Source organism: Spirosoma aureum, from assembly GCF_011604685.1.
GTDB lineage: Bacteria > Bacteroidota > Bacteroidia > Cytophagales > Spirosomataceae > Spirosoma > Spirosoma aureum.
The window spans coordinates 4,466,331-4,485,258 of record NZ_CP050063.1 but is presented as its reverse complement, the minus strand read 5'-3'; the positions used below and the strand labels follow the sequence as shown (position 1 = coordinate 4,485,258).

Genomic DNA, 18,928 nt, shown 5'->3' with positions numbered 1-18,928 from the left:
CTTCAACTACACACGTTAGGTCGGTGGAAAGGCTAATTTTGGCCTTTATTCAACACGCAAGAACACGTTCTATATGCCTACGAATTTGCCCGATCAGTCATTAGTCAATCCGGTGGGCTCGCCCAGCGTGGACTCGCCGGTTGTTATTGTTGGAGCCGGAATAGCCGGTCTTAGCTGCGCTGTTTATCTCAAACAAGCAGGTATTAAGGCATTGGTAGTTGAAGCGACTGATGGCGTAGGCGGTCGCGTTCGAACGGATGTTGTTGATGGATTTCGGCTCGACAGAGGGTTTCAGATTTTATTAACCGCCTATCCAGAAGCCCAGCGTCTACTAAACTACGATGACCTCGATCTGAAACCATTCCGGTCGGGCGCGCTCATTCGGCACCAGAGCGAATGGCTTACGTTGCTGAATCCGTTTCAAGAGCCACTATCCGCCTTTCGGACACTCGCATCGTCCGTCGGAACAGTCGGTGATAAACTCCGTATTGTCGACTTGATTCGCCGGACTCAGGGGATCTCTATAAATGAGTTGTTCCAGCAGACGCCAACGACTACGCTGGCCTTTTTGAAGGAAACTGGATTTTCAGATCAAATCATCGAGCGATTCTTCCGGCCATTTTTTGGCGGTGTTTTTCTGGAAGATGGCCTAACCACATCAAGCAATTTTTTCGAGTTTTGCTTCCGCATGTTTTTTACGGGCGATGGGGCCATACCAGCACAAGGCATCGGTGCTATTCCGAACCAGCTGGCAACTCGTTTATCCCCAGATCAGATCAAACTTAATAGCCCTGTGGCGCGTATTGTTGGCAATTCGGTTCATTTAACCAATGGCAATTCCATCAAAGCTGGTGTTGTGGTACTGGCGGTTGATGCCGCTCAGGCTGCCGTCTTACTGAATCGCCCCGCCCCCTCCGACCAATCGTTTAACCAGACAACCTGTACCTACTTCGCGACGAATTCGGAGCTTCCCGGCGTATCAAAACAGAAACTACTCGTATTAAATACAGATCGAAGCTCGGTGGTGCATAACCTGGCTATTTTGAGTGATGTGTCGCCGGAATATGCATCGGCAGGGCAAACGCTCGTTTCGGTCAGTACTCAGGGTATTGAAACGGTCAATGCAGCCGCGTTGACCGAACAGATACGGGCAGAACTGACGGGTTGGTTTGGTGATGAGGTAAAATCCTGGAAGCATTTGCGAACCTATCATATCCCTCAGGCTTTGCCGAGCTACCCACCTGATCGGGCTGGTACAGACGCGATTCACGAATTACTGAAACTGGGCGAGAATCTCTATCAGTGTGGTGATCAAACTACGTATCCATCCCTGAATGCGACCATGCAAACGGGTCGCCTTGTGGCAGAAATGATCCGAAAACAGTAACGAGAGTTCAGGCATTATTGAGCCTGATTATCAATTAACCTTCGTATAAGCGATAACTGATGACGTAGTGTTTATGTGTCAGCAGTTGTATTGACAAAAACCTATGAAAGCAGACATTGACGTGGCAATAATCGGCGCAGGTTTTGCCGGAATTGCTGCGGCCATTCGGCTAAAAGAACGTGGAAACACATCCTTTGTACTTTTCGAACGGGCCAGTCAGGTAGGTGGTACCTGGCGCGACAACATCTATCCGGGCTGTGCCTGCGATATTCCTTCTCCGCTTTACTCGTTATCGTTCTCACCGAACCCAAACTGGTCACGGACGTATTCAACCCAACCCGAAATCCTGACCTATCTCAACCATGTAGTTGAGCGGTATGAGCTGAATTCCCAGATTCGGTATAATACAGAAATTAATCGCACCGAATTTTCACCGTCAACCGGCATTTGGACGCTTACCAGTAAGATGGGCCAATCAACAACAGCCCGTGTCGTTATCATCGCCGTTGGTCCCCTTAACCGACCTAGTTATCCTAAACTGAACGGATTGGATACGTTTAGGGGCAAAACATTTCATTCGTCTAAATGGGATGCTACGTACGATCTCACCAACAAACGGGTTGCCGTAATTGGTACAGGGGCAAGCGCTATTCAGTTCATCCCAAAAATTGCTCCTCAGGTAAAGCAGCTTACTGTTTTTCAGCGAACAGCACCTTACGTATCCGCACGAAATGACCGGGCCGTATCATCGATTGAACAGCAAATTTTCCGACGGTTACCCATTGTGCAGAAAGCCTACCGCTCGATGATTTATTGGCTCAACGAAGTTCAGGGCTTCGCTTTTTTAGGCAATAAAACCTTTAATAAAATTGGCACGAATCGGGCGTTGAAGCATCTCAAAACATCGATAAACGATCCTGTACTCCGACGAAAGTTAACGCCTGACTATACATTAGGCTGTAAGCGTGTTCTGATTTCGGACGACTATTACCCTGCCCTTAATCGCCCGAATGTTGCGCTGGTGACGGATGGGATCGCAGCGGTTAATCCAAATTCGATTGTCGACAAATCCGGACTTGAGCACCCCGTGGATGCCATTATTTTCGGGACGGGGTTTGTCGTCGGTGGTGTCATCGGCACGATGACGATTTCAGGTCGTTATGGTCAGAACCTCTTTGATGACTGGTTAACGAAAGGAGCTGAGGCTCACTACGGAATCACTAATTCAGGTTATCCGAACTTACTGTTTTTGGTTGGCCCAAACACGGGCTTAGGCCATAATTCGATTATTCACATGATTGAGTCACAGGTAAACTATGTACTCGACTACCTGAATCTGCTCGATAAAGCCGGAGAAGGGGCTTATCTGGATGTTAAACCAGGAGCACAACAACGTTATAATGACATGATCCAGCAAAAATTGGCCAACACCGTTTGGGCATCAGGGTGCCAAAGCTATTACCTCGACTCCAGAGGAAAAAACACGACGATCTGGCCATCGTTGACAACGACTTACCGAAAAGCGACCCGACAGGCTAATCCTGCCGACTACGACGTCGTTTTCAGTAAACAGTCTTCGCCAGCCGTACCTTGTTAATCTCCTTACGAAAGTGCAGCATAAGGCGAAATAATGATCTTCATTCGGCTCCAATACGGCATATGGACTATGGCCTGGAGTTGCTTGATATTAACAGGCAACTCTAGGAAAAATCCCGGCTTCCAGCGTACTTCGTGAACCAACAAGCGATCTCCTGGCTTTGTTGCTTTTTTATTCATGCGTGGAAATGTGTTGCTCCGTTATGCTCTGCCGTTACTGATTGCCCTGCCGATTGGTTTCCTGATTCTTTACCCGCAGTTGGTTCGGTGTATGCGGGTGAGTCACTCCACTGAATTTCAGACACTGGCGGGCCTGAAATCGATCTATATCAGTCAGACAGCAACGCTAAAACAGCACGCGCAACTCCGTCGAAACGTTCATCATGCCTATGATCGCATCCGGCGATTCTGGGGAGGTCGACGTGGCCAGGCTATCCTGATTTACTGCCCAACCCAGGGCGAATACGAACAGTATTGCATTGGCGGAGAAGGAGCCGGGTGCAGCCTTGGCATGCCCTGGGGAGACTCTTATCTTGTGTTGGGACCAGACGGAAACAATACCGATGTGATTGCCCACGAACTCTGTCATGACGAATTATTTGCGCGTCTGGGCTGGTGGCGAGTCAAGCGACAGATTCCCCAATGGTTCAATGAGGGGCTGGCCTTAATGGTCGACTATCGGTTCAGTCACCCAGCCGTTTGGGAGCGATCAACTGATTGGCAACGTGACTCTACCTATATGGGCGACGAGCCTTTGAAGTCCTATCCGGGCCAGCCCATGCTTAAACTCTCGGATCTGGAAACCACCCGTGACTTTTTCGGGGGCGATTATAACAAGGTAATGCAGGCGTACCAGACGGCCGCAGACGAAGTATCCCGGTGGCTCACTATTGTTGGGCAACCGGGAGTTCCGGCACTGGCCAATGCACTGGCCAACGGCGACGATTTCAGGAATGCCTACCAGCAGTTAGAACGAGAGAAACGAAGAAGTCGGCGGTAGCCAATAGTCAGTCGACAGGATGCAGTTACCGCCGAAAACTGACTACGACTTACTCAGTACGTCAACGACCTTTCCTGATGTTGTTTCGTCTAAAAGTTCTTGCGGTAAGTGGCCCATGATCTCATGTTTTAACGCATTTATAAGTTTACGCTTCAGGAAACTACGGTGCATTACCAAACTTACTTCGCGTACGGGTTGAGGAGCGCTGAACGGCCGAATACGGGACCGACGGTTTTCCTCCATATCAAAAGTGGCGAGGTAGGGTAAAAGTGTAAACCCGTCCTGCTTGTCAATCAGTTTGATGAGTGTCTCAAGGGAGCCCGTTTCATAGCGTAAGGCGGTTCCGTTGGCTTTCCGGTCAGCCCCACAAAGGTTCATTACCTGATTGCGGAAGCAATGGCCTTCCGTCAACAGCCAGAGTCCATCCGTATGAAGATCCTGCGAATCAACATAGTCAGCACTGGCAAGTGAATGCGAATCAGCAGCATAGACCACAAATGGCTCTTTGAACAACGGGATTTCGGTAATGCCATTTTCCAATAAAGGTGTTACCACCAGGCCCACATCAATAAGGCCATTCCGGAGTCGTTCGATAATCTGTTCTGTGACCAGTTCCTGAATCTGAACGGATACTGACGGGTATTTCTCAATAAATTCGCCAATAAAATAAGGCAGTAAATAGGGAGCCAGTGTAGGAATGATACCAATACGCAGCTCGCCCTGAAAATCATTTTTCGATTCACTTACGATTTCGGGTATTCGACGGGCAGCCCGCAACACCTCCCGCGCCTGAGCCAAAACAGCCTGCCCGGCCTCGGTTGGCACGACTGGCTGTTTCGATCGGTCAAATACCAGAATACCGAGTTCATCTTCCAGTTTCTGGATTTGCATACTTAACGTTGGCTGAGTAACGTGGCAACTTTCAGCGGCCGTTGCAAAGTGTCGGTGCGTATCAACAGCCACAATATAATCAAGTTGTGAGAGAGTCATTGGCCTGAAACAGGATGTCGATCATGGTGTATTTACATCCTACATAATTAAAATTGATGCAAAAATAAATCTTATCGAACCAAACAACAGCCCTATGTTCTATTTTTGTTAAAGAAACTATTTCGCTATCTCATGAGGCTCTATTCCTTCCTTTTATTTTTTGCGCTTATAGGTGGGACTATAAGTTTCGCTCAGTCGAAGAAATCGGCGAACCCACCCGCTCAGGGCTTCGATCTGGCTGGTTCAGACCCAAAAGCGGTGCTGCTTGCCGATCAGGTCATGCAGGCTATGGGCGGTCGTAAAGCCTGGGACAATACACACATGGTAGCCTGGAACTTCTTCGGAGTACGAAAACTCGTGTGGGACAAATGGTCGGGCGATGTGCGCGTGGATAATCTGCGCGACGATCAAACCATAATTTTGAACATCAATAACGACAAGGGTAAGGTATTTCGTGGCGGAAAAGAACTCACTGATCCCGATTCGGTTGCGAAGTATGTTAAACAGGGGAAAGGAGCCTGGATCAATGATTCATACTGGCTTTTTATGCCCTTCAAACTTAAGGATTCAGGGGTAACCCTTAAATACCTGAATGAAGATAATACGAAAGAGGGTAAACCGGCCGATGTGATCCAGATGACATTCAAGAACGTAGGCAATACGCCTGACAACAAGTATAAAATCTGGATCGATAAGCAATCTCACCTGGTGACACAATGGGCGCACTATCCTAAATATACCGACGAACAACCACGCTTTACGCTTCCCTGGGCTGATTACCAGCAACATGGCGGCATTTTACTGTCGGGCGAACGTGGTGAACGCGACATTACGGATATTATGGTTTTTACGGGCTTACCGGGCGAAGTCTTTAGTGAGTTCACTCGTACCGATCTAAGCCGGTATCCGCAGGCTAAGTAATTTCGGAAAGACAAAATGCCGTTCTGTTACAGGACAACCTTTACCTTTGTTGGTACTCAGCTGACTTGTTCCAAAGACTAACCGATGTATAGTTCTGGCCGGTCAGCAAACTAATTTTTAACATTACGGTTTTCCTTAAGATGGAATCACCTGTTTTACAACCACCCGTTGCCACGGTGAAAACAGTAGGCAAAACGGGCGTTCTACTTGTTAATCTCGGTACACCCGATAGTCCGTCGGTACCCGATGTCCGAAAATATTTACGCGAATTTCTCATGGATGGTCGCGTCATCGATATTCCCTATATCCAGCGATTTTTCCTGATCAATGGTATTATTGCGCCTTTCCGGGCACCTAAATCGGCCAAAGTGTACAAACAATTATGGTCAGAAACGGGCTCACCCTTGAAATACTACGGAAACGTCGTTGAACGGGAGTTACAACATGTACTGGGCAATGACTATGTTGTAAAGCTGGCGATGCGCTACCAGAGCCCGAGTATTCAGGCGGGTCTGGACGAATTTCAGCAGCTGGGTTTACGCGATATCGTCGTGGTTCCATTTTTCCCACAATATGCATCAGCATCAACGGGATCGGTTTACGAAAAGGTCATGGACATTGTGAAAAGCTGGCAGGTAATTCCAGCCGTCCGATTTATTAACCGGTTTCTGGAACATCCTAAATTCATCGAGGGCTTTGTTCAATTGGGTCGTAAATACATGACTACCTACGAATACGACCACATTATTTTTAGTTACCACGGTCTACCCGAACGCCAGATTACCAAGGGCGATGTAGCTCATACGGTTTGTCAGTTCGGTACATGCTGTGAATCATTTCATGCCCAGAATCAGCATTGTTACCGGGCTCAATGTTTTGAAACAACCCGCCTTCTTGTTCGTGAACTGGGCATTCCAGAGGGAAAATATACCACCTGTTTTCAATCGCGATTGGGCCGTACGCCCTGGATCAAGCCTTATACCGACGATGTTATTCGCGAATTGGGTGCTAAAGGTATCAAGAGTGTTCTGGCGTTCTCTCCATCTTTTGTTGCTGATTGCCTTGAGACAACCATTGAGGTCGGCGTTGAATATAAAGAGTTATTCGAGGCCTCTGGCGGTAAACACTGGCAGCTGGTAGAAAGCCTGAACGACAATCCATTATGGATCGAAACACTGGTTGATCTGGTTAAAACAGCCTAATAGCATGAACAGGCTTAAAGAAAGAACACCCCATCACGAGCATTGATGGGGTGTTCTTTCTTTAAGCCTGTTCGTTTACTGATTTGTGAACGATCGAAGGATGTTACCGATAGGCCAACCACCACGAATAGGATCTAAACCTTCTTCTTTATTTAACCCCTTTTCTTGGTGGTCAGCTGAGCGCGTATTTAAGTTCTCTTACCGTTTAACCCTATGCTAAAGATCATCTTCTTAGGACCACTTGCCTCTACCTTATTCAAGATCGCCTTCACATATGTTACCATTTTATAATATAAATACATTTATGCTTTCTGACAAAATCCATGCCATTTACTAAGATTCAATAATAATCTCTTCTGGTATAACATATGTCACAAGTTGCAAATATGAATATGTGCTTACTATTTCCAAAATAGCAAGGTTTATACGGTCTTACTCTTCTCTGTTTCATGTATTACCTACTTGAAACAATGTGTACCTACCCTGAACCACGACAATTCTATACAGTTCACCGTCAGGCCGGTTAGTACAGCGAATTTGGGCTAGATATGAGTCAAGAGCATTATTTTCGCGAAATTTATAACTTCCATAGATATCATTACCCGTTTCATATTTTGAAAAATACCGCCCTTGAACGGTACTCCATTCATGAAACTATAAGGTTAGCCTTATTCTGGCCCATTTAATCTGATTATAGGTAAATCCGGCGTTTAGAAGGCTCAGATTAACAATAAATTAACCATGTTGTAGCTATACATACAATTTTAATAACTTGAATAGCCATCATTCAGCCAATTAAGCGACTAGTAACATTAAATAATATTAAGCCTACTTAAATAGTAAATTTATTGAAAGAGATATAACGTTACAAATGGTCACAAAAAATAAAAATATTACTGGTACTCACTATTTAATCAGAATTAGCACATACACCTAAGTTAACGATTTCATGAAGTTATTAATAAATTACTAATTAAGTATATTCTCGTTTCATTAATTATTTCTTACCATTTCGTACAAAACCGGTACAAATTTTGCTACGGACCTATCAGTGCCTAGTCATAGGCTTGCTTACCAACTAGCTTTATCCAACTTATTATGAAATTAATCTTTTACAATCTGAAAAGATGTATTACCGGATACTCTTTGAGCTATTTTTGCCTACTGTTTCTACTAGCACTCTCGTCGTACAGCCTGCCTATCACAAAAAAGCCACCGGGGCGTAGGCTGGTTAGTGTTACACCCCGGCCGACTCCAGTTAATTTATTTACATATCATAATTTTGCTAATCTATCGGATCGGCAAAGCCTTTCACCCACTGATAACGATCCGATCCGGTTCAGCCTGAGTATCAATAAACAGTCTATACGGCTGGGCGAAACCATCGATCTGACGATCAAAGCCGAACTGCTTACAATATCCCCGAATTTACTCTTTCATTTACCTGGCTCTAACACGTATCGATTAAAACTTATACTCCCTGCAGGTTTTGAACAAACAGGAGGTGACTTTGTCGATTATATCGGCGCAGAGTTGTCTTATCCAGCGCGGACTGAAGCAACGTATCACATCATTGGGCATTTTTCAACGATAACACCTGGCACTTCTTTTCGGCTATTGCGCAGTCATGGTCAGGCCGATGCACAGAGCTTGTTTGTAGAAAAAGCATTGGTTAACCTAAAAGAATTAACCACCCAAAAGGCAGCGCTTCGTGAACCGGCAAACGATGCCAATAACCAGACTAATTCTGCCTCACCTACCTTATACGTTGTTACGGATAACCTTGTTACTGACAATACCGCTAAAGGCGCGAGGGTTGCCAGTCCTGATTATCGGGGCTTTCTGGAGTTTGCCAACTGTGATGTTATCGGTGGCTGGGCCATCGATGTGAATTCTCCGAAACAATCGGTAGATCTGGACATTTACATCGACAACACTAAGGTAGCAACCATCAAGGCCGACCAAAACCGTTCAGATGTTGCCAAGACATACAATGTCAGTGGTTTTGAATTATACGGCTACCGCTGGAGTCTGCCCGAAAAGTACAAGGCCAATAAATCCCTGAAGGTTTCGGTTCGGTTTGCCAATAGCAACACGGATTTAATCCAGAGTCCAACCAATACCCCCGTTTGCCCTGGGACGTCCCCTGGAACAGATCCATCTGATCCATCTGGAACCCCTAATTATCGGGGGTTCTTAGAATTTGCGAACTGTGATGTCATTGGTGGCTGGGCTATAAACCTCAATTCGCCCAAGCAATCCGTAAACCTCGATATTTACATCAATGATGTTAAGGTGACGACCATCAAGGCCGATCAAAATCGTACGGATGTCTCAAAGTCATTCAATGTCAGCGGATTTGAACTATACGGTTATCGTTGGAATTTACCCGACCAGTACAAAAATAACTCGCCCCTTAAAATTGCGGCTAAAGTAGCTGGAAGCTCCTTCGAGCTAACCCAGAGCCCTTTGTCAACGCCGAGTTGTCCCGGATCATCTACCCCTACCTGTGCTTTTGATGTATCGGTTAATTCAGTCAATGCTTCTTGTGGAGGTTCGGTGAGCCTCAATGCTAATTGCTCAGGTCCTAACTGTGATCAGGTCAGTTACAGCTGGACTGGCAATGGTATCAGCCAGCAAGGCCAGACTCTCAACCTCACGGCCCCTTCCGCCAACGGAACCTACACGTATACAGTCACCGCCACTCGGCCGGGCTGTGCCAGCAAAACCGCGACGGGAACCGTCACTGTTAGTGGCTGTAACACACAACCCTCCTGCGCCTTTGATGTGTCGGTTAATTCGGTCAACGCTTCTTGTGGCAGTGCCGTGAGTCTGAATGCCAATTGTTCGGGCCCCAACTGCGATCAGGTCAGTTACAGCTGGACTGGTAATGGCATCAGCCAGCAGGGCCAAACCCTCAACCTGACGGCCCCCTCCACCAACGGTACCTACTCTTACACTGTCACCGCCACGCGTAATGGTTGCACCAGTAAAACCGCCGTTGGCACTGTCACCGTTGCTGGTTGCACACCCACTCAGAACTGTGCCTTTGATGTATCGGTCAATTCGGTGAGTGCCACTTGTGGCAGTGCCGTGAGTCTGAATGCCAATTGTTCGGGGCCCAACTGCGATCAGGTCAGCTACAGCTGGACTGGCAATGGCATCACTCAACAAGGCCAAACCCTCAACCTCACGGCACCCTCCACCAACGGCACCTACTCCTACACCGTTACGGCAACCCGCAATGGCTGCTCCAGTAAAACCGCTGTTGGCACTGTCACCGTCAGTGGCTGTAATGCCCCCGCACCCGACTACCGCAGCTACCTCGATAATGCCAATTGCAACGCCCTCAACGGCTGGATCCTCGATACCAAAGCCACCCAGAAATCCCAGAGCGTCGATGTCTACATCAATGGCACCAAAGCCACGACCCTGCTGGCCGACCAGACCCGTACCGATGTCGCCCTGGCTTACAACACCAATGGCTTTGCTCAGTTCGGTTATAGCTGGTCGATTCCCGACTCCTACAAAACCAACGCTCCGCTCACCATTGCGGTGAAGGTGGCAGGCAGCACCTTTGAGTTGGCGCACAGTCCCATCACTACCGCCAGCTGCCCGAGCTCGACCTCCACGGCCAATTGTGCCTTTGATGTGTCGGTTAATTCGGTCAACGCTTCTTGTGGCAGTGCCGTGAGTCTGAATGCTAATTGTTCGGGTCCTAACTGTGATCAGGTCAGTTACAGCTGGACTGGCAATGGTGTCAGCCAGCAGGGCCAAACTCTCAACTTCACCGCCCCTTCGGCAAATGGCACCTACTCCTACACCGTTACGGCAACCCGCAATGGCTGCTCCAGTAAGACCGCAACGGGCACAGTGACAGTCGATGGCTGTACCCCGACCCAGAACTGCGCCTTTGATGTGTCAGTCAACTCGATGAGCGCCACTTGTGGAGGAACGGTTAGTCTGAATGCTAATTGCTCAGGTCCTAACTGTGATCAGGTCAGTTACAGCTGGACTGGCAATGGTATCAATCAACAGGGACAAACCCTTAACCTGACCGCACCCTCTGCCAATGGCACTTACTCCTACACTGTCACCGCAACGCGAAACGGTTGTACCAGCAAGACGGCAACGGGCACAGTGACAGTCGCGGGTTGCACACCCACTCAGAACTGTGCCTTTGATGTGTCGGTCAACTCAGTGAGTGCCACTTGTGGCAATGCAGTGAGTCTGAATGCCAGCTGTTCGGGTCCCAACTGTGATCAGGTCAGCTACAGTTGGACTGGCAATGGCGTTACCCAGCAGGGACAAACCCTTAGCCTCACGGCACCCTCCACCAACGGCACTTACTCCTACACTGTCACCGCCACGCGAAACGGTTGTACCAGCAAGACGGCAACGGGCACAGTGACAGTCGCGGGTTGCACACCCACTCAGAACTGTGCCTTTGATGTGTCGGTCAACTCAGTGAGTGCCACTTGTGGCAATGCAGTGAGTCTAAATGCCAACTGTTCGGGCCCCAACTGTGATCAGGTCAGCTACAGTTGGACTGGCAATGGCATCAGCCAGCAGGGACAAACCCTTAGCCTCACGGCACCCTCCACCAACGGCACCTACTCCTACACCGTTACGGCAACCCGCAATGGCTGCTCCAGTAAAACCGCTGTTGGCACTGTCACCATCAGTGGCTGTAACGCCCCCGCGCCCGACTACCGCAGCTACCTCGATAATGCCAACTGCAACGCCCTCAACGGCTGGATCCTCGATACCAAAGCCACCCAGAAATCCCAGAGCGTCGATGTCTACATCAATGGCACCAAAGCCACGACCCTGCTGGCCGACCAGACCCGTACCGATGTCGCCCTGGCGTACAACACCAATGGCTTTGCTCAGTTCGGTTATAGCTGGTCGATTCCCGACTCCTACAAAACCAACACTCCGCTCACCATTGCGGTGAAGGTGGCAGGCAGCACCTTTGAGTTGGCGCACAGTCCCATCACTACCGCCAGCTGCCCGAGCTCGACCTCCACGGCCAATTGTGCCTTTGATGTGGCGGTTAATTCGGTCAACGCTTCTTGTGGCAGTGCAGTGAGCCTGAATGCCAATTGTTCGGGTCCTAACTGTGATCAGGTCAGCTACAGCTGGACTGGCAATGGCGTTACCCAGCAGGGACAAACCCTTAGCCTCACGGCACCCTCCACCAACGGCACCTACTCCTACACCGTTACGGCAACCCGCAATGGCTGCACCAGTAAGACAGCCGTTGGGGTTGTCACTGTTAGTGGCTGTAGCACACAACCCTCCTGCGCCTTCGATGTGTCGGTCAATTCGGTCAACACTGGCTGTGGAGGTGCAGTAAGTCTGAATGCCAACTGTTCAGGACCCAATTGCGATCAGATTACTTATAGCTGGACAGGTAATGGCATTAATCAACAAGGCCAGACCATCAACTTTACGGCACCGTCGACCAATGGCTCCTACACGTATACAGTCACCGCCACGCGAAACGGTTGTACCAGTAAGACCGCAACCGGAACTGTTACAGTCGATGGGTGTACGCCACCATCTAACGAAGATTACCCCATCTTAAATAGCCCTCAACCGGATGATAAACGACCCATCTTGCAGAATGAGCGGGTTCGGGTTGCTATCGATCTGGGCGTTGGTGGTGTTGTTCGGGAAGTAACCGATCTTCAGGTTGGCGAAAACATGATTAACTGTTATGTTAAATCAAATGGGAAACGTGATCCCGGTCGTGATGATCAGATTTCACTCTACAGTCTCCCCGATGCTAATACAGGATGGACTCAGAATGGGAAGCGGGTATTGGATGACATCGGCTACAACCCCGTACAGGGAGGAAGCATTGCTGGAGACTACTCGCCTATTCTGGGATATGGACGCACGGATAAAATGCTTTACTGCAAAACTCGTGGTTTGCATTGGGGCTTGAGTAACGAACCCGGCGATTATATCGTTGAGCAGTGGATTCGTCTGGAAGGCAACATTGTCCGGCGACATGTACGGATTACAGGCAGCCGTCCTGACCAGACCAAGTATGCGGATTCTCGTCAGCAGGAGCTTCCCTGCACGTATACCAGCAGCATGTACTACCAATTCTATGTTGTGCAGGGCGATCCGTATACCAATGCTCCTCTGGTCAATGTGAACGCGATTCCCAATATCGGTGGCAGTGGCAAAAGCTTCAACCAATATAATTATCAGGGACATATGGGGCCATATGACATCAGTGCCTCAGAGCCATGGATTGTAGCTGTTCGGCCTAATACAAACCGGGGTCTTGCCCTCCATACTCCCTACTCACACGAGTTCAAGGCGGGTCTGTTCGATAGCCCTGGTATTGGCCCTCCTGAATCGATCAACGCCGGCTATATTGCCAACACGGTGAACATGATTCTGGACCCTAATGGCGTGTATGAATTTGACATCAACGTGGTGGTTGGTACACTGGATGAAATCCGCAACACTATTAATACACTGCCACGTTCAGAAACCAAGCCTAATTATGTTTTTGCCAATAGCCCAACGCGCAAGGGTTTCACATATCGTAAAGGATACGATCAGGGATTCCCGGTTGGCGATGAACTGGTGATTACCCCAACCGATCGACGCTTCCGGTTGTCATCGCCCCAAAAAGGCTATAAAACAGCGGAGTTTGGCACGATATACGTTCGGATGCGGGCCATTACACCAGAAACGCAATTATCACTGGACTGGAAAAAGGTAGGTCAGTCGGAACTGGAAGCGGAGCAATCCAATCAGGCCATACGGTTCAACATTATACCCGACAACCGGTATCATACCTATGCAATCCCGGTAAAAAATAGCGCTCAGTGGAATGGAATAGTCAATTCGTTCACCATTCGCTATATAAACCCGACCGAATCGGGCATCCAGGGACAGCAATTTGGGGTTAAATGGATTTCCGCAACTGATCTGGGTGATCAATAAGAGTCCGCAGTAAAAACGCGTAAGGGGGATAGAGGAACGACGAGGCTTACTGCTTCCGTTCTTTTATCCCCCTTACGCGTTTATGACTCGTATGATTATCCTTACAAAACGGTGATCAACCCTTTGATCACAGCCGCTAAACGGATCGCATCGAAAACACGCGGCTCGCTGGCACCGTGTTTCAATACACTTTCTTCGTGCGACCGAACGCAAAGTTCGCAGCCATTGACGGCCGACACCACCAGACTCATTAGCTCAAAAAACTCCTTACCCAGCACCGGATTCATCATGATGCTCATCCGAATTCCGGGTTGAGTTTGCTGATAATAATCTTTGCTGACAAAGTGCCGGAAGCGATAAAATACATTGTTCGTGCTCAATAGCGATGTACAGGCAACTGTTTCAGCAACCTCGGCATCAGAAGCACCCTCCTGTTTAGCCACCGTTGTCAGGGAGTCGATCAGCGGCTGGTATTTTTCGTTAACAGCGATCGACAGAGCCAATAACAGGGCTTCTTTTTTAGTCAGCGTCTGGGTGCTATTCAGCACATTACCAACGTTGATTTTCAGATCGCGCAGGTAGCGATGATCCGTCTGGGCTAATGCCTCCAATACAGGATGCTCGCCAGTAGGTTCGAGACCGACCAGACCCAGCAACGACGTAACGGTTTCGTTTTGTGTAGTTGTCATGATTGAATTGTCGACTGACTGAATGGCTGAATGATTGGAAAGATTCATAATTCAATCAGTCAACAATTCAGTCAGTCAATCATTAATTAAGCGGTCAGCGTAGCTTCGCCTTTCTGCCAGTTGCAGGGGCACAGTTCGTCCGTTTGAAGGGCGTCAAGCACGCGGATTACCTCGTTGACGTTACGACCAACAGAAAGATCATTAACGTTTACCCAACGAACAATACCCTGTGGATCAACGATGTACGTAACGCGATACGCAACCTTCTCATTGGCTTCCAGAATACCCAGCTCTTCGGCCAGTGATTTCGATGTATCGGCCAGCATCGGGAACTTCAGACCACGCAGATCGTCGTGGTTTTTACGCCAGGCCAGGTGAACGAATTCGCTATCGGTCGAAGCACCGATGACCATCGTATCGCGATCCTGGAAATCGTCAAACTTTTTGTTGAATTCAGCGATTTCGGTTGGGCATACGAAGGTAAAATCCTTTGGCCACCAGAACATCACTAACCACTGATTCGCATTCTTGTGATCGTCCGACGAAATTTCGTAGAACTCATTGTCTTTATCGAGCGAAACAACAGCCAGTTTTTTAAAATCCGGGAATTGCGAGCCGACAGAAATAATTTGATTTTTCATAGAATTAATTCAGGTTGTATATCAGTTCAAATCTTATTCAAATGCAAATTAAAGCAGTGATCTTCTGGAAACGATATTGTTATTATCGATAGATGATAGATAGAACAACATCATTTTTGAGTAAATAAAAGGCATTCAGATGATTAGCCAAATATTAGCCACAATGAAACGGTTCGTCATCTTTAAAGAATAATACTAGTAGGCAGGAATATACAATTTATAATTTTACTCATATATAAAAAAGCCAGATCAGTGAAGTCACTAATCTGGCTTTTACAGGATCTATCGTGAGTTAAGCTGCCATCTGCAACTGCGAATCCTCATCGGTGGTAAGCATAGGCACAATGAGGGTATTCATTCGCTCCCGCACAAAGCTCTCCTGGAGATAGGAAGGAAGCTTGGCCACTAACTGTCGGTAAGCCTCAACCCCCAGCGCCTTGGCAATGTAAGCCTCATGAACGGCATTGACGTGCGCGACAATATTCACAAGACTTTGATGAAAGAGCTTAACATCGATCTCAGAATCGACAAACCGTTCAATTTCCCGGTTGGTCGATGAAATACGAAGTCGGCTCAGCATGTCGAAATAGGTGGTATACCCGATCTGCTTTGCCAATTGCTTATACTGTTCGACACTAAATTTCTGTAAAATTTCACCTGTTTTAGGGCTACGAAGTGCCGTTTTCGGATTCGTCTGAATCGCATTGCGGAGTGCCTTAATACGCTGATCGCGGGTAGTTTTAAGAAACTGAGCCAATTCAGCCTGAACTGATCCTTCGCGTGACGGTAACAACAAATCCGTTTTAGATGCTACGGAGAAGCGTTTGGCCATTGGCAGCCGTTGTATTCGGTAGCTATTGATCGGACCCAGTGCGTAATAGCCAATAGAAGCCGGATAATAGCCCCGTACGACCATATTACCGATCCGCTTACGGATCAACTCTTCATTACTGACATTGACGCCCTGTACGGCCAGAAATGCCCTTGCACTAAACAGGGCGCTATAATAAGCTTGCGGAAAAGTCCAGTGTAGTGAGCTTTGCAGATATTGTTCATCGTTAACAACCGGCGTTATACGCAGAGCGTATTCGGCACTCCAGCTGTTTAGCAACAATTTCTCCAATGCTTTATAACTGGCGTCGGTTACAGACCCGTGGAATTGCTGAAAAATCGGAAACTTCGATACATCGAAAAGGTCGTTCTGGTGCTGGATATGGTAATCCATAGCAAAAAAATGGTTCAGAAACACCTGTGCCGGAATTGACTTCCGCCAGTTGTCGTCGAGCGGCAAATTGCCCGCTGAATTCGGTGCAAGGGGTGCCTGAGCGTTCGGGGAATGCATCGTCACGTTAGTTATCTGTGTCATATTTTATTAACGAAAATAGTGTGTTTGACGTTCATTTTCCGTCAACTATTTTCATTACATAACTTACTGTAATTCAGATAGTTAAATAACAATTTTTACCCCTCAAAAATAGCTCAGAAACAAGTCCATTCCGATCCAAGCATTAGGTTGTTTTTTACCGGATTGAACGTACTTTTGGGCTTTCTTTTCGCGTTGTTTCTTAACAATGAAACGAACCTATTCAATATTTTTTGCCTGTATCCTGTGCTTCAGCAGTTTCCCATTTATCTCGAGTTGGGGGCAGTCGAAACCCCAGGCGGTTACAACCACGGCTCCAGTTTCTCTTTCCATGGAAGGAACAATTGTTGACGATGCCACACGCGAACCCATTACCGGGGCAACGATCTCGGTTAAAAACCAGTCGGGTACATTCAGCGATAAACAGCGGACGGGTCAGGATGGTACATACCGGCTCATTCTCAGCAAAAATGAGGCTTATCATCTTTCTGTGGTAGCCAATGGGTATGAGCCCTATGATCAGGAATCAGCGCCTACCTCGGCTTATACGAACAAAATTTCCAAACTGATCAGCTTGTATCGCCTTGGATCTAAGCCCGTAGCAGCTACCACCAGCCCTGTCGTATCGGCTTCATCCAGCCCAAAGCCAGCCAGAACTGAACCGGCCCAAACGGCTTCGTCGACTTCGTCAACCACGTCGACTCCACCGGTTACCCTCCCAACCGTGGCCGTAACCAGTAACCGTTCGGCGGGTAGCAGCGTACCAGCCCCAACCGAGCGGCTTACACCCCCCAAAACGCTTGATGCCAAGGTTACCTATACGCCACCACTGGTTGTAGCGCCCAAAGGCAAAGCCACTCAATTGCGTGCCCTTCAATTTGTACAGAGTAAGTCTGATCTGCTCCCCGATGCCCAGCCGATGCTGGAACAGGTATTGCAGTTTATGCAGCAGCACCCTACTGCCGAGATAGAACTGGCTGGCCATACAGACAATCAGGGTGATTTTGATAAAAATGTTGAGTTGTCGAAAGAGCGGGTGGAGGTTGTGAAAGCCTATCTGGTACAAAGTGGTATTTCAGCCAGTCGCATCACAACACGTGGCTATGGACCTACACGCCCGATTGCCAATAATAGCTCAGAAGCAACCCGCAAGCTCAACCGACGGGTAGAAATGATTGTCCTGAAACAGTAGACAGACTTAGGCAATATACGATCTGGTCTTTGCCAGCTTTCCACTGCCTACTGAAGACTGTCTACTGCTCACTGATTTTTTTTCCGTCCGAGCCACAACCCACCAATTACCAGCGCCGTACCCACAACGGTGTATAACGTGATCGGTTCGCCCATAAGCAAATAGGAGTACATAAAACCAAAGATCGGGCAGAGAAACAGCCAAAGCGATGCCCGGATGGGGTCTTGCCGCACCAGGAAAAACCATAATTGCAGGGCCGCAACCGATACGGGTAAAATGAGCCAGAAAACCGACGCCCAGAATCGCAGGTCATAGTGTGATGAACTAAATTCGTTTGGGTCGAGGACAGCCATCAAACATGTAAACGGCAGCAGCAACAAACCTCCTAGAAGTACCTGCCAGCCGTTGATGACAAGACTGGGCAAACGCCACTTAATTCGGGCATAATAGACGGTTGCAGCCGAAACAGAAATCATCCCTCCTAATAAAATCAGCAAACCGTCGACTGTAGCATAGCTGTTCAGCAGCAGTGGATAGGTGGCAATTCCGATACCCAAAAGGCCCAGCAATAGCCCGCCGATTTCGTTCCACTGCGGTATTCGGCGCAGCCAAAGAGCGGAAAGTAAGGCAATAAACAGCGGGTTGGTAGCTGTCGATAAGCTACCAATTCCTGCCGATACCTGTTTCATCGCCAGAACGAACGCGCCGAGGTAAAGGGTCGTGTTCAGTAGGGCAAAAATGGTTAACTGCCGCCATTCGGTAGCCGTTGGCCAGGCTTTTTTTAGAGCACCTGTATCGCTATGCTGAATACCATAGGCAAACAGGAGCATCCCACCACCGGCTACGAAAAAACGAACATTAGCTAGAATGAGCGGATGAACCGATTGAACACCAAATTTTGTCGCAGCCGAAGCCGAGGCCCAAAGAGCCGCAAAGAGAAGACCGGGAATGAGTTGTCGCAAAATTTACCTGTTT

At 48.1% G+C, this 18,928-nt stretch carries 13 protein-coding genes; 7 read left to right on the top strand and 6 right to left on the bottom strand.

Translation table 11 applies throughout. The features are described 5' to 3' along the window. Nucleotides 1-73: 73 nt before the first annotated feature. A complete protein-coding gene (locus G8759_RS17645; RefSeq protein WP_167210218.1) occupies nucleotides 74-1,387 on the top strand; it encodes an NAD(P)/FAD-dependent oxidoreductase in 1,314 nt (437 codons plus the stop codon). Between the two features lie 103 nt (nucleotides 1,388-1,490). After that, on the top strand, nucleotides 1,491-2,984 hold the full coding sequence (locus G8759_RS17640) for a flavin-containing monooxygenase (RefSeq protein ID WP_167210216.1): 1,494 nt from the start codon (nucleotides 1,491-1,493) through the stop codon (nucleotides 2,982-2,984). Nucleotides 2,985-2,989: 5 nt separating this feature from the next. Here the strand turns inward: G8759_RS17640 and G8759_RS17635 are convergent, their stop codons facing one another. Further along, a complete protein-coding gene (locus G8759_RS17635) occupies nucleotides 2,990-3,163 on the bottom strand; it encodes a hypothetical protein (RefSeq protein WP_167210214.1) in 174 nt (57 codons plus the stop codon). Here G8759_RS17635 and G8759_RS17630 point away from each other — a divergent pair. Beyond that, nucleotides 3,162-3,983, top strand: a complete 822-nt coding sequence (locus G8759_RS17630; RefSeq protein ID WP_167210212.1) for a hypothetical protein — start codon at nucleotides 3,162-3,164, stop codon at nucleotides 3,981-3,983. The genes G8759_RS17635 and G8759_RS17630 overlap by 2 nt on opposite strands. Before the next feature lie 42 nt (nucleotides 3,984-4,025). On the opposite strand, the gene G8759_RS17625 is transcribed toward G8759_RS17630, so the two are convergent. Further along, on the bottom strand, nucleotides 4,026-4,973 hold the full coding sequence (locus tag G8759_RS17625; RefSeq protein ID WP_167210210.1) for a hydrogen peroxide-inducible genes activator: 948 nt from the start codon (nucleotides 4,971-4,973) through the stop codon (nucleotides 4,026-4,028). Nucleotides 4,974-5,105: 132 nt separating this feature from the next. Here G8759_RS17625 and G8759_RS17620 point away from each other — a divergent pair, with 132 nt between their 5' ends. The 3 genes from G8759_RS17620 to G8759_RS17610 all read left to right on the top strand — a co-directional run bounded on the left by G8759_RS17620 (nucleotide 5,106) and on the right by G8759_RS17610 (nucleotide 14,068). After that, nucleotides 5,106-5,894: a hypothetical protein gene (locus tag G8759_RS17620; protein WP_167210208.1), complete on the top strand. Its 789-nt coding sequence runs from the start codon at nucleotides 5,106-5,108 to the stop codon at nucleotides 5,892-5,894. 140 nt (nucleotides 5,895-6,034) lie between these two features. Continuing rightward, nucleotides 6,035-7,096: a ferrochelatase gene (gene hemH / locus G8759_RS17615; protein ID WP_167210206.1), complete on the top strand. Its 1,062-nt coding sequence runs from the start codon at nucleotides 6,035-6,037 to the stop codon at nucleotides 7,094-7,096. Between the two features lie 1,146 nt (nucleotides 7,097-8,242). Continuing rightward, the gene (locus G8759_RS17610; protein ID WP_167210204.1) at nucleotides 8,243-14,068 is read left to right on the top strand and encodes a hypothetical protein; all 5,826 of its coding nucleotides are present in this window, start codon (nucleotides 8,243-8,245) and stop codon (nucleotides 14,066-14,068) included. A 101-nt stretch (nucleotides 14,069-14,169) separates the two neighbouring features. Here the strand turns inward: G8759_RS17610 and G8759_RS17605 are convergent, their stop codons facing one another. The 3 genes from G8759_RS17605 to G8759_RS17595 all read right to left on the bottom strand — a co-directional run bounded on the left by G8759_RS17605 (nucleotide 14,170) and on the right by G8759_RS17595 (nucleotide 16,740). Then, a complete protein-coding gene (locus tag G8759_RS17605) occupies nucleotides 14,170-14,757 on the bottom strand; it encodes a carboxymuconolactone decarboxylase family protein (RefSeq protein WP_167210202.1) in 588 nt (195 codons plus the stop codon). An 86-nt stretch (nucleotides 14,758-14,843) separates the two neighbouring features. Further along, nucleotides 14,844-15,398, bottom strand: a complete 555-nt coding sequence (locus G8759_RS17600; protein ID WP_167210199.1) for a peroxiredoxin — start codon at nucleotides 15,396-15,398, stop codon at nucleotides 14,844-14,846. Nucleotides 15,399-15,690: 292 nt separating this feature from the next. Further along, complete coding sequence (locus G8759_RS17595; protein ID WP_167210197.1) at nucleotides 15,691-16,740, bottom strand: hypothetical protein; 1,050 nt, start codon at nucleotides 16,738-16,740, stop codon at nucleotides 15,691-15,693. A 229-nt stretch (nucleotides 16,741-16,969) separates the two neighbouring features. Between G8759_RS17595 and G8759_RS17590 the strand changes: the two genes are divergently transcribed. Then, complete coding sequence (locus tag G8759_RS17590; RefSeq protein WP_167210195.1) at nucleotides 16,970-17,953, top strand: OmpA family protein; 984 nt, start codon at nucleotides 16,970-16,972, stop codon at nucleotides 17,951-17,953. A gap of 68 nt (nucleotides 17,954-18,021) precedes the next feature. Here the strand turns inward: G8759_RS17590 and G8759_RS17585 are convergent, their stop codons facing one another. Beyond that, nucleotides 18,022-18,915 (bottom strand): DMT family transporter, encoded by an 894-nt coding sequence (locus G8759_RS17585; RefSeq protein ID WP_167210193.1) that lies wholly within the window; start codon nucleotides 18,913-18,915, stop codon nucleotides 18,022-18,024. Between the last annotated feature and the right edge of the window lie 13 nt (nucleotides 18,916-18,928).